Origin of the sequence: Sphingopyxis macrogoltabida, from assembly GCF_001307295.1 — a bacterium.
Classification (GTDB): Bacteria; Pseudomonadota; Alphaproteobacteria; order Sphingomonadales; family Sphingomonadaceae; genus Sphingopyxis; species Sphingopyxis macrogoltabida_B.
The window spans coordinates 2,160,807-2,175,492 of the sequence record NZ_CP012700.1 but is presented as its reverse complement, the minus strand read 5'-3'; the positions used below and the strand labels follow the sequence as shown (position 1 = coordinate 2,175,492).

General features: G+C 66.8%; 12 protein-coding genes and 1 tRNA gene. 8 read left to right on the top strand and 5 right to left on the bottom strand.

The genetic code is table 11. The features are described 5' to 3' along the window. Positions 1 to 4: 4 nt before the first annotated feature. From AN936_RS10320 to AN936_RS10305, 4 genes are read left to right on the top strand one after another with little or no spacing between them, the layout of a single operon-like run. Positions 5 to 1,504 (top strand): amidohydrolase family protein, encoded by a 1,500-nt coding sequence (locus AN936_RS10320; protein WP_234715804.1) that lies wholly within the window; start codon positions 5 to 7, stop codon positions 1,502 to 1,504. Continuing rightward, positions 1,501 to 2,553 carry a DUF1611 domain-containing protein gene (locus AN936_RS10315; RefSeq protein ID WP_054588077.1) on the top strand — a complete coding sequence of 351 codons (1,053 nt, stop codon included), beginning with the start codon at positions 1,501 to 1,503 and terminating at the stop codon, positions 2,551 to 2,553. Before AN936_RS10320 ends, AN936_RS10315 begins: the two co-directional genes overlap by 4 nt. Beyond that, on the top strand, positions 2,550 to 4,151 hold the full coding sequence (locus AN936_RS10310) for a serine hydrolase domain-containing protein (RefSeq protein ID WP_234715803.1): 1,602 nt from the start codon (positions 2,550 to 2,552) through the stop codon (positions 4,149 to 4,151). The genes AN936_RS10315 and AN936_RS10310 overlap by 4 nt, the downstream gene beginning before the upstream one ends. Continuing rightward, positions 4,148 to 5,455, top strand: a complete 1,308-nt coding sequence (locus AN936_RS10305) for an erythromycin esterase family protein (protein ID WP_054588075.1) — start codon at positions 4,148 to 4,150, stop codon at positions 5,453 to 5,455. The genes AN936_RS10310 and AN936_RS10305 overlap by 4 nt, the downstream gene beginning before the upstream one ends. 34 nt (positions 5,456 to 5,489) lie before the next feature. Here the strand turns inward: AN936_RS10305 and AN936_RS10300 are convergent. Further along, positions 5,490 to 5,580: transfer RNA gene (locus AN936_RS10300), tRNA-Ser, on the bottom strand. A gap of 74 nt (positions 5,581 to 5,654) precedes the next feature. Between AN936_RS10300 and AN936_RS10295 the strand changes: the two genes are divergently transcribed. Both AN936_RS10295 and AN936_RS10290 read left to right on the top strand, forming a co-directional pair. After that, the gene (locus tag AN936_RS10295) at positions 5,655 to 6,653 is read left to right on the top strand and encodes a peptidylprolyl isomerase (protein ID WP_054588074.1); all 999 of its coding nucleotides are present in this window, start codon (positions 5,655 to 5,657) and stop codon (positions 6,651 to 6,653) included. Positions 6,654 to 6,659: 6 nt separating this feature from the next. After that, on the top strand, positions 6,660 to 6,974 hold the full coding sequence (locus AN936_RS10290; RefSeq protein ID WP_054588073.1) for a DUF1905 domain-containing protein: 315 nt from the start codon (positions 6,660 to 6,662) through the stop codon (positions 6,972 to 6,974). Here AN936_RS10290 and AN936_RS10285 read toward each other — a convergent pair. Further along, positions 6,964 to 7,227 (bottom strand): hypothetical protein, encoded by a 264-nt coding sequence (locus tag AN936_RS10285; protein ID WP_054588072.1) that lies wholly within the window; start codon positions 7,225 to 7,227, stop codon positions 6,964 to 6,966. The genes AN936_RS10290 and AN936_RS10285 overlap by 11 nt on opposite strands. A 104-nt stretch (positions 7,228 to 7,331) precedes the next feature. On the opposite strand from AN936_RS10285, the gene AN936_RS10280 reads away from it, so the two are divergent. Further along, entirely contained in the window at positions 7,332 to 8,792 is a 1,461-nt protein-coding gene (locus AN936_RS10280; RefSeq protein WP_054588071.1) for an ATP-binding protein, read from the top strand. 104 nt (positions 8,793 to 8,896) lie between these two features. Here AN936_RS10280 and aguB read toward each other — a convergent pair whose 3' ends face one another. The 3 genes from aguB to AN936_RS10265 all read right to left on the bottom strand — a co-directional run bounded on the left by aguB (position 8,897) and on the right by AN936_RS10265 (position 12,528). Further along, complete coding sequence (gene aguB / locus AN936_RS10275; RefSeq protein WP_054588070.1) at positions 8,897 to 9,748, bottom strand: N-carbamoylputrescine amidase; 852 nt, start codon at positions 9,746 to 9,748, stop codon at positions 8,897 to 8,899. A gap of 7 nt (positions 9,749 to 9,755) precedes the next feature. After that, complete coding sequence (locus AN936_RS10270) at positions 9,756 to 10,739, bottom strand: agmatine deiminase family protein (RefSeq protein WP_054588069.1); 984 nt, start codon at positions 10,737 to 10,739, stop codon at positions 9,756 to 9,758. Positions 10,740 to 10,845: 106 nt separating this feature from the next. After that, on the bottom strand, positions 10,846 to 12,528 hold the full coding sequence (locus tag AN936_RS10265) for a M28 family metallopeptidase (RefSeq protein WP_054588068.1): 1,683 nt from the start codon (positions 12,526 to 12,528) through the stop codon (positions 10,846 to 10,848). Positions 12,529 to 12,658: 130 nt separating this feature from the next. On the opposite strand from AN936_RS10265, the gene AN936_RS10260 reads away from it, so the two are divergent. Then, complete coding sequence (locus AN936_RS10260; RefSeq protein ID WP_054588067.1) at positions 12,659 to 14,632, top strand: alpha/beta hydrolase family protein; 1,974 nt, start codon at positions 12,659 to 12,661, stop codon at positions 14,630 to 14,632. Positions 14,633 to 14,686 lie beyond the last annotated feature (54 nt).

The window sequence follows — 14,686 nt, the reverse complement described above, 5'->3', positions numbered from 1 at the left end:
CGTCATGGCTGGCGGCCGGACGGCGATGATAGTGCGCGGGGCGATGCTGCTGGCGGCCGCCCTCTCGGCAACCGGCGCGCGTGCCCAGCCGGTCCACGACATCGTCTTTACCGGCGCGCGCGCGATCGATCCCGAAACGGGGCTCGACGCCATCCGCAACGTTGCGGTTGACGGCGACCGGATCGTCGCCGTGACCGCGGCCAGGCTCGACGGGAGGCGGATGATCGACGCGCGCGGGCTGGTTGCGGCGCCGGGTTTCATCGACCTCCACTCGCACGCAACGACGCGCGAGGCGGCCACCTATCAGGTCAGGGACGGGGTGACGACGCGGCTCGAGCTGGAGATCGGGACCTGGCCGGTGGCCGACTGGTATCAGGCGAAGCGCGGCCGCGAGTTGCTGAACTATGGCACCAGCGTCGGGCATACCGCCGTCCGCTATTATCTCCAGAAGGGCGAGGGGGAGGCGGGCCTTGCAGCGCTGCGCGATCCGGCCGAAAAATTCGCGGCGCCCGAAGCCGACCGGCCGATCGCCGATACCGCCTATCCGCGACTCGCATCGCTCCTCGAACAGGGGCTTGAGGAAGGGGCGATCGGGATCGGCAGCGGCACGCAATATGCGCCGGGCATCACACATCGCGAGCTGCTCGACGTCACGCGTGTCGCGGCGCGGAGCAAGAGCTGCCTCTTCACCCATATCCGCTTCGGCAGTCTCGTCGAGCCCGACAGCACGCTGGAAGCGGTGCAGGAAAATATTGCCAATGCGGCGATCACCGGCGCTTGCGTCCATATCGCGCATATCAACAGCATGGCGATGTCAGAGGCGCCGGCGATGGTCGCACTGATGCGCGACGCGCGCGGACGCGGCGTCGATATCTCGACCGAAACCTATCCATGGGGCGGATCGGTCGACGCGGTACGCAGCCATTTCTTCGATCCGGGGTGGGAAAAGCGCTGGGGCGTCGGCGTCGGCGATCTGCAGTCGCGCAGGACCGGCAAGCGGCTGACGCAGGCCGACTTCGACGTGTTGCGCGCGGGCAGCGGCGATGACGGCATCATCATGCATATGAACAGCGAGGCGACGATCGCCGCGCTGCTCGCCGACCCGACGGTGATCGTCGCGAGCGACGGCGGCCGGATCGAGGGGCCGAACGGCCACCCGCGTTCCGCCGGCACCTTTGCGCGCGTGCTCGGCCATTATGTGCGCGAGACCAAGGCGCTCGGGCTGAGCGAAGCGATCCGCAAGATGACGCTGGCACCGGCGCAGCGGTTGCAGTCCTTCGTGCCCGCGATGGCGCGCAAGGGGCGGCTCCAGCCCGGTGCCGACGCCGACATCGTCCTGTTCGATCCCGCCACCGTCGGGACGAAGGCGACCTATGGCGACGCTGCGCGGCCGTCGGAGGGTTTTCGCTATGTGATGGTCAATGGTGTGTTCGTGGTCGACGGGGGCGAACTGGTCGAGGGTGTCTCGCCCGGGCGGCCGATACAATCGGAGATCGCACGATGAGCGACGTCATCGATATCGCACCGTCGGTCGCGGGCGTCCGGATCGACCTGCCGCAACCCTATCTCCTCTTTCTCGGCGACGCCGACGACACCACCTATCTGAAGACCGGACAGGGCCTGATCGACTGGGCCCCGGGGCTCTGTATCGCCGAGTATAAATGCGCCGGCGCTGCCGCCTCGCTCGGCCTGCCGGTCATGCGGCCGCGCGAGGCCTATGCGGCAGGGGCGCGGGGGCTGGTGCTTGCCGCGGCGTCGATCGGCGGGGCGATCCGGCCCGGCTGGATTCCCTGCCTGATCGAGGCGCTCGAAGCGGGGCTCGATATCGTCAGCGGCGCGCACGATCGCCTTGCCGACGATCCGCGCCTGAAGCGCGTCGCCGAGGCCGAGGGGCGGCGCCTGATCGACGTCCGTTCGCCGCCGCCGGGGCTGCCGATCGCGACCGGCCGCCGTCGCAGCGGTAGGCGGCTGCTCACCGTCGGCACCGACTGCGCGCTCGGCAAGAAATATACCGCGCTGGCGCTCACCGGGGCATTCCGCACCCGCGGCCTTGCCGCCGATTTTCGTGCGACGGGCCAGACCGGGATCATGATCGCCGGATCGGGCATCCCCATCGACGCGGTGGTGAGCGATTTCGTCGCCGGCGCGGCCGAACTGCTCAGCCCCGACGCCGATCCCGCGCATTGGGACGTGATCGAGGGGCAGGGGTCGCTCTTTCATCCTTCCTATGCCGGCGTGTCGCTCGGCCTGCTTCATGGCTCGCAGCCCGACGTGCTTGTGCTATGCCATGCGCATGGGCGCGAGCGGATCGTCGGCCTGACGGGCTATCCGCTGCCGTCGATCGCTCGTGCGATCGAGGTGACGCTCGATCAGGCGCGACTGACCAATCCGCGTGTGCGCTGTGCGGGGGTCTCGCTCAACACGGTGGGGCTGCGGGCAGAGGAGGCCGAAGCGGCGATGGCGGCACTGTCGATCGAGTGGGGCATGCCCGTTGCCGACCCGATGCGGCGCGGGGCGGCATTCGATCGGCTGGTGGATGCATGCCTCGCATGACCCGTCTGTTCCTGTTTCTCGCCTCGATGCTCGGGCTGGCGAGTGCGGCTTTCGGCCAGACCGCGCTTTCGCAGCAGGCACTCGACGATGTCCGCGCGATGGTCGAGGGGGCGCCGAGCGAATATGGGTTGGTGGTCGCGGTCACCGATCGCGAACGGATGCGGCTCGTCGCGACCCACGGCTATGCCGATATCGCACGCAAACAGCCGGTGACGGCGGACACCCGCTTCGCGATCGGGTCGATCTCCAAATCCTTCACCGCGATCGCGCTGATGCAGATGGCCGACGAAGGGCGCTTCGACCCCGACGCGCCGGTCGCGCGCTATCTTCCCGATTTTCGCCCGGCACCGACATCCACGCCGATCACCGGCCATTCGCTGCTGCGGCATACGTCGGGGTTCCCCAATTATCTGGCGCATGCCGCCTCGATGCGCTTCCTGATCAAGGCACTCGACGGTTTCGAGCCGCGCTACGCCCCGGGCGCACATTTCTGGTATTCGAACTCGGGATACCAGTTGCTTGGCTATATCGCCGAGCGGATCGACGGCGAGCCCTTTCCGCTGATCCTGCAACGGCGCGTGCTGGGCCGGCTCGGGATGGCGGCGACCTCGCCGCAGATCGACGACCGGCTGCGCGGGCAGATCGCGACCAGCTACGCGCGGACGCCCGACGGCAAGTTCGCCGAAGCGCCGTGGTTCGACTATCTATCGGCCGATGGCGCGGTGGTGTCCGACGCGGCCGATATGGGTGCTTATGCGCGGATGCTGCTGGCACGCGGGGATACGCCGAACGGGCGGCTGATATCCGACGCTGCCTTCGATCGCTTCGCGACCCCCGGGCTCGACGATTACGGCTATGGCGTCGACGTGCTGGAAGGCGGACGCGTGCTCGCGCACAGCGGGTCGATCGCTGGTTTCCAGGCCTATCTCTCGGCGCATGTGGCGGACGGCTTCGCGGTCGTTTTTCTCGGCAACGGGCCGATCGACAAGGCATTGCGCGACCGCATCGTCGCGCGGCTGGCGGGTGGCGAACCCCACACGCCGCAAGCGTCCGCCGCATGGCGGGACGCGAACAGCTTTGCGGGCAGCTTCGCAGGGGCAGGGGGACGCAGGCTTGCATTCCGGGCCGACATGTCGGGCGGGCTCGGTCTCGTCGAAGGCGACAAGACCGTACCGCTCGACCGCCTCGGGAGGGAGACCTGGGGGCTCTACCAGACCGCGACCGGCCCCCGCGCCTTCCTGTTCTTTCGCGATGCCGCCGGCGCGGTAACCGATGTGTCCGACGGCGCCGCGAGCTACGCGAGGCAAGGCACGCCGCCTGTCGAGGCGCCCGCTGCCGCGCTGCCGCTCGTCGGCCGCTATGCCGCGCATGGCGAAGAGGGGCCAAGCGTCCGCGTCTTCGTGCGCAAGGGCCGGCTGACCTTCGCCTATGCCGACGCAAGCCTCGCAACCGAACTGGTCGAAGAGGCGCCGGGCCGTTTTCGCTTCGCCGAGCCGGCGCACGCGCCCGAATGGCTGGCCTTCGACACGATCATCGACGGACAGGCGCAGCGGCTGATCTTCAGCGGGGTGCCGCTGTACCGGATCGATTTGCCGTGAGGTTGCTCGCCGCAGCCGGGCTCGCGCTTCTGGCGATCGCGCCGGCCCGGGCTGCGGACGATGCCGCCTTTGTCGCATGGGCGCGGGCGAACGCCAGCCCGCTGTCGCTTTGCACCCGCCTTGACGCCGCCGGCAAGGTCATCGGCGATGCGCCGGTCGTCGCGCTGGGCGAACCCTTGCACGGGGGGCACGAACCGCTCGCCTTTCGCAACTGCCTGTTCCGTTATCTGGTCGAGGAGCGCGGTTTCACGGCAATCGCGCTGGAAACGGGGCTCAGCGAATCGCGAGCGCTCGATAATTATGCCGCGGGCGGCGGTGGAACCGCGCGCGACGTGGCGCGGCACGGTTTCACGTGGGGTTTCTGGCGCTTCCCTGAGAATATCGAGCTGCTGGAGTGGGTCCGTGCCTATAATGCCGATCCCCGGCATGGCCGGAAGATCCGCATCTACGGCATCGATATGAGCGGTGGCGAGGCGAGCGGCGAGTGGCGCAACGCGCGCCGGACGCTCGACGCCACCATGGCGTTCCTTGCCCGCGCCGCGCCATCGGACTCCATGGGGCTTCGCGGGTCCCTCGCGCCGTTTGCGGGCCGGTTCAACCTGACCGGATACCGGGAACTGCCGGCGCGCGAGCGGGCGCGATTGCGATCGGCGATCGGCGAGCTTGGCGCTTTCTTCGACGCGCACCGCGCCGCGCTGATCGCCGCCGCGTCGCAGGCCGATTATGACTGGGCGCGGCAGAATGCGGTCGCGGCCCGGCAGCTCGAAACGCTGTTTGCGGTATCGGGCAGGCCCGATCCCGACGGCAATCTGTCGCCCGGCGATTATCGAAGCGACGCCGCGCGCGACGCCGCAATGGCCGCCAATGTTCGCTGGGTTATCGACCGCGAAGGCGCGGCGGGCCGCATTCTCGTCTTCGCGCACAACGGCCATGTCATGAATGGCCGGACCCGCGGCGGCATCTGGTCGGTCTATACGCGCCCGCCCGCCGCGATGGGGGAGCATCTTCGCGCTGCACTGGGCCAGAAACTGGTGATTATCGGGACCAGCGGATCGGTTCGCGGCGGCGCTCCGGAGGGGAAGCCGGCAACGCTGGACGCCGCGCTGGCGAAGGTCGGCGCCGATCATTTCCTGCTGGATATCCGGCAACCGGACGGTCCCGTCGCGCGATCCTGGCTGCGGCGGACACAGTCGCTGCAGGTCAATTCCAGCACCGAAAACCTGATCGTTCCGGCAAGGGCGTTCGACGCGATGCTCTTCTTCCGGACGATCAGCCCGGTTCGGCGTCTCGACGACGGAGGCTGACGCCGGTTTCGATCCGGCCGGCGAGACGGGATGATGGCGGAGCGGGAGGGATTCGAACCCTCGATACGCTTTTGACGTATACTCACTTTCCAGGCGAGCGCCTTCGACCACTCGGCCACCGCTCCGCATGCTCTGGAGAGGGCGCCCTAATCGCTCGGCAGGGGTTTCGCAAGTCGCATGGCGATGGCAGACAGGGGCGATGAAACATATGCTTCTGGCGGCCGCCGCCGTTTCGTTCGCTGTTCCTGCGCTGGCCGAGGATGCGGCGCCGCCTCCGTCGCCAGGCGAGATTGCGGCGGCTGCACCCGCGAGCGATTGGGTCGCGATCGCAGCGTCTGACCTGCTGGTCATGGACCTTGCGCCCGATGCTGCCGGCAAGGCGCGGCGCGTCGTCATCCAGTTGATGCCCGCACCCTTCAGCCAAGGCTGGATTGGCAATATCCGCAAGCTGGCCACCGCGCACTGGTGGGACGGGACGAGCGTCAACCGCGTGCAGGACAATTATGTCGCGCAATGGGGCGATGCGACCGAGAAAAAGCCGTTGCCCGAGGGGTTGGCGGTGGTGCCGGAGAGCGAATATGACGTGCAGGCCGAGCATATTCTCGTGGGGCGCGGCCCGGTCGCCCACATGCCCGATGTGAAGCATATCCGACGCACGGACCCATATGCGAAAGGCACCGGCTTTTCGGGCGGGTGGCCGGTCGCCTTCACCGATGATTTCGGTCGCTTTTCGGCACGCGATCTGAAGGCCGACCCGCAAGCGTCGGTCAACCGGGTTTGGTCGCCGCATTGCTACGGTGCCGTCGGCGTGGGGCGCAACATGTCGCCGGACACCGGCAGCGGCGCCGAGCTTTACGCGGTCATCGGCCATGCGCCGCGTCATCTCGACCGGAACATCGCGCTGGTCGGCCGGGTGACCAGCGGCATCGAACATCTGTCGAGCCTGCCGCGCGGGACTGAGGCGCTGGGATTTTACGCCGAGGAGAAGGAGCGCGTGCCGATCGTGTCGATCCGGCTCGCCAGCGACTTGCCTGCGGCCGAACAGCCGAAGTTCGAATATCTGTCGACCGAGAGCGAGAGCTTCGCGCGTTACGCCGATGCCCGCGCCAATCGCCGCGACCCGTTCTTCATCAAGCCCGCGGGCGGCGCCGATATCTGCAATATCCCTGTGCCGGTGCGCGCGGTGACCGCCAAGTAGGGCAGGGTGGAGGATTTCACCGTCACGACGCCGCTCTGGCGCTGGCAGGCCGCGACGGCGCCCGCGGCGTGGTTCTTCGTGACCATATCGGGCGACGTCGCCGACGGCATACGCCTTGCCGCGATCGGCGGGCAGTGGCTCGACGGGCGCAAGGGCTTCGGCTCGGCGCGGGTCGAGGCGGCGATCGGCGATACGCGGTGGAAAACGTCGGTGTTTCCGCACCGCGAAAGCGGCGGCTGGCTGCTGCCGGTCAAGGCGGCGGTGCGCAAGGCCGAGGGGCTGGCCGAGGGCGATATGGTGACCGTGACGGTCAGTCTTTAGGTTGCACCCGGTCGACGAGGTCCATGAAATCGCGCGCCGAATCGCGCTCGGCCTCGTCCTTGAACGCCACATCGAGGTCGGGCGCAGCGCCGAGCATATACATGAACGTCCACAGCGCGAAGCGGCGGCCATTGTTCGTTTCGAGCCCGAAATCGACCTGCATGCGTTCGGTGCCAGCCTCCAGCGCTTCCGGACGCAGCGAGGCGAGGTCGGTCGTGCCGAAATAGCGGCGCAATTGGTCGTCGAAATCCATGCGCCTTCCTTGGCGTTCGGGCGCCGCTTGGCAAGATGGCAAAATTCGGCTGCCGCGCGGCGCACTCGGTTGTCATCGAGCAGGCGGACCGGTAGGGCGGCGGCGTGAGCAGCAGCATCGAAATCGGGACCGACGGCACGGGCAGGGCGGTGCATATCGACGTCCACGAACTGCTGGCGACCCGCCTGCTCGTCCAGGGCAATTCGGGCTCGGGGAAATCGCATCTCCTGCGCCGCCTGCTCGAGGAAAGCGCCGGGCTGGTGCAGCAGGTGATCATCGATCCCGAGGGCGATTTCGTTACGCTTGCCGACGCCTACAACCATGTCGTGATCAACGCCGGCGACTATAACGAGCGCGAAATCGCGGCGATCGGCGCGCGCATCCGCGAACATCGCGCGTCGGTGATCCTCGCGCTCGATACGCTGGAGATCGAGGCGCAGATGACCTGCGCCGCCGCGTTCCTGAATGCGATGTTCGATGCGCCGCGCGCGCACTGGTTTCCGGCGCTGGTCGTCGTCGACGAAGCGCAGATGTTCGCGCCGAGCGCGTCGGGCGATGTGTCCGATACGGTGCGCCGCGCCAGCCTTTCCGCGATGACGAACCTGATGTGCCGCGGCCGCAAGCGCGGGCTCGCCGGCGCGATCGCGACGCAGCGGCTCGCCAAGCTCGCGAAAAATGTCGCGGCGGAGGCGAGCAATTTCCTGATGGGACGCACCTTCCTCGACATCGACATGGCGCGCGCCGCCGACCTGCTCGGCATGGAGCGGCGGCAGGCCGAGACAATCCGCGACCTCGAGCGCGGTCATTTCCTTGGGCTCGGCCCCGCCATCTCGCGCCGCCCGGTATCGGTGCGGATCGGCTCGACGCGCACCTCGACGCAATCGGGAACGCACGAGCTGCTGCCGCTGCCCGCTGCCGAGACCGCCGAGATGCGGACGATGCTGTTCGCCGAGATGGAGCTGGCACCCGCGCCTGCGCCGGCATTCGAACCGGCGCCCGTCGAGGCGAGCGAACTCATCCGCCGGATTGCCGAACGGGAGGGCGAGGCGGACCCCGCACCGCCCGGCGATCTTGTCGAAGCGGTGCAGGACGCGGTCGACGCCGAAGCGATCGTCATTGCGACGCTGGAGGATATGCTCGCCGATCCCGACTGCGCCTTTCATCCCGAAGCCTTCCTGTATCAGGATTTCTCGGTGCGCTGCCGGATGCAGAGGATCGGGCGCGTGCCGCTCGACCTTGCGGCGTTCCGCCGCCGCTTCGCGCTGGCGAAGGGTGGGGTGTTCGACCCGGCTGATCCCAGGTGGCGCGCGCCGCTCGACGCCGCGGCGCGGCTTCCCGACGACATGCTCGCGCCCTTCCTGCAGATCGCACGCGCGGCGATGGAGGGCAGCGCCTGCCCCGACGACGACGCGCTCGGCCGCGCCTATGGCACGCGTTCGCCCGGCCGCATCCGCCGCCTCGTCGAATATATGGAAAAGCAGGGCGCGATCGTCGTGCGCTCGGATTTCGGCGGGCGGCGCTCGATCGGCATTCCCGAACTGGGGCTCAGCACCGAAGCGGAGTGATACTTCGTAATAGAGCAAAAGCTACGTGCTCCCGCGAGGGCGGGAGCACGTAGCTTTATGGTGCTTGGTTGCTCTGGATCCCCGCCTTCGCGGGGATGCACGAATTAGATATCCTCGGCGAGGCGCCCGTAAAGCTGCGGGCGGCGGTCGCGGAAAAAGCCCATGCCGGCGCGGTGTTTCGCGGCGCGGTCGAGGTCGATCGTTTCGATCAGCACGCCGGTTTCGTCGGCCCCGAACTCCTGCGTCAGGTCGCCCCATTCGTCGCTAATGAAGCTGTGGCCATAGAAAGTCGCATCGCCCTCGGCGCCGATACGGTTTGCGGCGATCACCGGCATGCAGTTCGACACCGCATGACCCTGCATTGCGCGGCGCCACATGCGGCTGGTGTCGAGGTCGGCATCATAGGGTTCCGACCCGATCGCGGTCGGGTAAAAGAGCAGTTCGGCGCCCATCAGCGCCATCGCGCGCGCGCATTCGGGATACCATTGGTCCCAGCAGACGCCGACGCCGATCCGCGTGCCGAAGACGTCCCAGACCTTGAACCCGGTATTGCCGGGCCGGAAATAATATTTCTCTTCATAGCCCGGGCCGTCGGGGATGTGGCTCTTGCGGTAAATGCCCATGATCTCCCCGTCGGGGCCGATCATCGCCAGCGTATTGTAATAATGCGGCCCGTCCTTTTCGAAATAGCTCGTCGGGATCGCGACCTTCAGCTTTGCCGCGAGCGCCTGCATCGCGATGACGCTGGGGTGCTCGGTCGTCGGGCGTGCGCTGGCGAAGAGTTCTTCCTCCTCGACTTGGCAGAAATAGGGCCCCTCGAAAAGTTCGGGCGGCAGGATTACCTGCGCGCCCTTCGCGGCCGCTTCCTCGACGAGCGCGGTGACCGCGTCGATATTCGGCGCGACGGGACCGGGCAGGGGAAGCTGCAGCGCGGCGACGGTGATGGTGCGGGTCATGGCGCCCCTATGCCGGAAGCTGCTGGCTCGAGCAATGGAAGCTGCCGCCACCAGTGATGATCCCACGCGCATCGACCCCGACGGCGCGGCGATTGGGGAAGAGCGCCGCCAGCGCATCGACCGCGGCGTGGTCGTTGGCGACGCCATAGGTCGGCACGACGACGACGCTGTTGCCGATGTAGAAATTCATATAGCTCGCCGCGGCGATTTCGCCGCCCACCTCGACGCGACCGGGCGAGGGGAGGTCGACGATCTCGACGCCGCCGAACGCTTTGGTCCGCGCGCGCGCGTCGGCGTAGATATGCGCGTTGGGATCGTCATCGCCCGCCGCGACCGGCAGCGCGAGCCGTCCTTCGCCGACGAAGCGCGCGAGATTGTCGACATGGCCGTCGGTGTGGTCGCCGGTGAGCCCGTTCCCGAGCCAGAGCAGCCGGTCGATGCCGAGCGACTGGTGGAGCCGCACCGCGATATCCTCACGCGTCAGCGTCGGGTTGCGGTTCGTGTTGAGCAGGCACTCTTCCGTGGTGACGCAGAGGCCGGTGCCGTCGACGTCGATGCCGCCGCCTTCGAGCACCCAGTCCTGATCGTCGACCGGCAGGCCCGATCCGGCAGCGAGCGCCGCGCCGACTTCCTGATCCCCCGGCATGACGAATTTCTCGCCCCACCAGTTGAATTCGAAATTGCGCGCGCGGCGTGCTGCGCCGGTGCCGGCGATGATCGGCCCGGTGTCGCGCAGCCAGATGTCGCCGAGCGGCTGGATCAGGATGCGGACGCCGGGATCGACGAGCGCCGCGGCGATATCGGCCTGCCGCGCATCGTTGACGACCAGCCGCACCTCCTCGCCGCGGCCGCCGTCATGGACAGCGTTGGCGAAAGCGGCGACGTCGCGCCGGCCGGCGTCGATCTGTCCCGACCATTCCTCGGCAAGGTGCGGAAAGCCGATCCACACTGCTTCGTGCGGCGCCCATTCGGCGGGCATCGTGAGGGTCATTATGTTTTTCCTCTTTCGTCATTGCGAGCGAAGCGAAGCAATCTAGGGCGATTTACACCCACTCTGGATTGCCGCGTCGCTTCGCTCCTCGCAATGACGAGGGAGACTATTTCGCGGGCCGCGACTTGTCGCGGGCGGCACGGAATTCGTCGCCGGGGGCCCAGTTCGGCCATGCATCGCTCATCGCCAGCATCCGGCCCGCGACATAATAGAGGCGCAGGTCGGCGAGCATGCCGTCCCAGTTAGTGATCGCCTCATATTCGTCGCCGGGGGCGTGATAGCGGTTCTTCTCATAATCTTCCGAACCCTTCTTGCCCGCTTCGACACCGCCCGTGACAAGATCCTCGCCGCTGCCGAAGTTGAACATCGGCACGCCGAGCTTGGCAAAGCTGAAATGGTCCGAACGATAGTAGAAGCCCTTTTCGGGGGTCGGCTCGTCCTTGATCACGCGCTTGTCGAGCTTGGCGAGCTTTTCGACATAGGCGTCGAGCTCGGACTTGCCGCGACCGACCACGACGATGTCCTTTGTCGGACCCACCGCATTGAGCGCGTCCATGTTGACCCCGCCGACGGTCTGGGCGAGCGGGAAGACCGGGTTTTCGGCATAATATTTCGACCCGAGCAGGCCCGATTCCTCGGCCGTAACGGCAAGGAACACGATGCTCCGGTCGGCGGCACCGGCCTTCTGATAGGCCTGCGCCAGGGTCACGAGACCGGCGGTGCCGGTCGCATTGTCGACCGCGCCGTTGCAGATGTCGTCACCCGCAACCGGCTGGCAGCGACCGAGATGATCCCAGTGCGCGGTGTAAAGGACATATTCGTCGGGCCGCTTGGTTCCCGGCAGCACGCCGATGACGTTGCGCGACATCTTCTTCGAAATCGTGTTGTCGAAGCTGAACGACGCTTTGACGCCGGTCAGCGCGACGGGCTTGAAGCCCTTCACCTTCGCCGCATCGCGCAGCTTGTCGAAATCCTGCCCGGCGCTGGCGAAGAGTTCCTTCGCCTTGCCAAGCTGCATCCAGCCGTTGGCGACGGTTTCCTTGGCGCCGCCATCCTTGCTGTCGGCGAGGTACTGGGTACCGGTGTTGCTCGATTCGACGACGTTCCAGCCATAAGCGGCGGGTTCGGTGTCGTGGACGATCAGCGCTGCGGCAGCGCCCTGCCGCGCCGCTTCCTCATATTTATACGTCCAGCGGCCGTAATAGGTCATCGCGCGGCCTTTGAATTCGCCCTTGGCTTCCTTGGTCTGCCAGTCGGGGTCGTTGACGAGGATGACGACGGTCTTCCCCTTCACGTCGAGCCCGGCATAGTTGTTCCAGCCCTTTTCGGGGGCGTTGATGCCATAGCCGACGAAGACGACGTCGCTGTCCTTGATCTCGGTCTTCGGCTGGACGCGATAGCTGAAGCCGACATAGTCCTTCGCATATTGCAGCGTGACCGGCGTCTTGCCGCCGGTGAAGGAAAGCGGCGTCGCGTTCTTCGCGGCGATCTCGACCAGCGGCACGTCCTGCGTCCACTTGCCGTTGTTGCCGGGCTTCAGCCCCGCTTCCTCGAACTTCTTGATCAGATAGGCGACGGTCTTTTCCTCGCCCGCGGTACCGGGCGAGCGGCCTTCGAACGCGTCCGACGACAGTTCCTTCGTCACATCCTGCAACGTGGTCAGCGACAGGTCGGGCAGCGCGATGTCGGGAATGACCGGAGCCGCGGTGGGGGTGTCGCCCTGTTTGCAGGCGGCAAGCATCGCGAGGCCCGCAAGCCCGGCGACCTTCAGCGTGGAAGAAATGCGCATATCGTTCCTCTTTGTAATAATGTTGCGAACCCTGCCAGACCCGGGCGGCGGGCGCAAGCGAGCAGGCGGTGATTTGGCCTTGCCTCCATCGCGGCCGGGCGGCAGATATGGCGCCAACAGGGGGAGTATCATGCTGAGAAACGGGTTTTTCCTTGGCGTGCTGGCGGTGCTGGGCGCGTCGCCGGCATCGGTGGCGGCGCAGGCCGACAACGCAACGCTTTACGGCATGCGCGAAAGTATCGGCGACATCAGCATGTCGCCCGACGGAACGCAGCTCGCTTTCATCCAGCCGGCACGTGATCGCGGTCTGGTTCTGTTCGTCGCGAGCACCGAGGGCGGCGCGCCGAAACCGGTTTTCCAGTCCGACGGCGCGCCCTGGCATCTCGCCTGGTGCAACTGGGCGTCGAACGTACGGATCGTGTGCTATCTTTATGGCGTGTCCGACCCGGGTCATGGCCAGGTCTTGCCGTTCACGCGGCTGGTCGCGGTGGGCGCCGATGGCAGCAACGTCAAACAACTTGGCCAGAACAGCCTGAACAGCGCCTATGGACTGCGGCAGTTCGATGGTCAGATCATCGCCTGGCCCGCCGCTGACAATGGTCAGGTCGTGATGACCCGCGAATATCGTCAGGAAGAGCAGACGAATACACGGCTTGCGAGCGTGACCGAGGGCGTCGGCGTCGATATGGTCGACACCGCCAGCCTGCGGGTCCGGCGTATCGAGAATCCGCGCATCGACGCTTCGCGCTATCTGGCCGACGAGACGGGCGCGGTCCGCATTGTCGGGGTGCGTTCGACCGACGCGCAGGGGATGATGCGCGACCTGATGATCTACAGCTACCGCAAACCCGGATCGCGCGACTGGAAACCGCTGTCGCGGGTGACGAGCGAGGGCGATGCCTTCGATCCCGAGGCGGTCAATGCCGAGCGAAACCTTGCTTATGGTTTCAAGAATAAGGACGGGCGCCGCGCCGCCTATGCCGTGACGCTTGGCGAGACCGCACCCGAAACATTGCTGTTCGCGCACGACCGCGTCGATGTCGGCGAATTTATCCGGATCGGGCGGACGGGCCGGGTGATCGGCGTGTCCTACACGACCGACAAACCCGAATATAAGCTGTTCGACGAGGAATATGCCGCGCTGGCGGCGAAGCTGCAGAAGGCGCTGCCGGGTCTGCCGATCGTCAATTTCATCGATGCGAGCCGCGATGAGAGCCGGCTGCTGCTGTTCGCGGGCAGCGATACCGATCCCGGCCGCTATTATGTCTATGACAAGGCAAGCCGGAAGCTGGGAGAGGTTGCGCTGGCGCGCCCGGACCTCGAAGGAAGGCCGCAGGCCGAGGTCAAGCCGGTCAGCTATCCGGCCGCCGACGGTACGTCCATTCCCGCCTATCTGACCTTGCCGCCGGGGAGCGACGGCCGCAAGCTGCCGGCGATCGTGATGCCGCACGGCGGCCCCTCGGCGCGCGACGAATGGGGTTTCGACTGGCTGGCGCAATATTATGCGGCGCAGGGCTATGCCGTCATCCAGCCCAATTTTCGCGGATCGGCGGGCTATGGCGACGACTGGTACGTCGAAAACGGCTTCAGGAGCTGGCGGGTCGCGGTGGGCGACGTCAACGACGCGGGGCGCTGGCTGGTGAAGGAAGGGATTGCCGACCCGGCGAAGCTCGCCGTCGTCGGCTGGTCCTATGGCGGCTATGCGGCTTTGCAGTCCGCCGCGCTCGATCCCGACCTGTTCAAGGCGACGGTTGCCATCGCCCCGGTAACCGACCTCAAGGCACTCGTCGGCAAGGCGCGGAACTTCACCAATGCGCGGCTGGTTAGCGACTTCATCGGGACCGGGCCGCATCTGGTCGAGGGTTCGCCGGTGCAGCAGGTGGCGAAGATTAAGGCGCCGGTGCTGATGTTCAGCGGCGACCAGGATCTGAACGTCGATATCTCGCAGGCGCGGTCGATGGAAGCGGCGCTGAAGGCGGCGGGCAAACCGGTCGAGATGGTTACCTATCCCGGGCTCGATCACCAGCTTTACGATTCGTCGGCGCGCGCCGATATGCTGCGGCGCTCCGACATGTTCCTGAAGAAGACGCTGGGCCTGCCGTAAACGCGGCCCCCAACGAAAAAGGGGCGGCCCGTACAGGCCGCCCCTTTGCGTTCG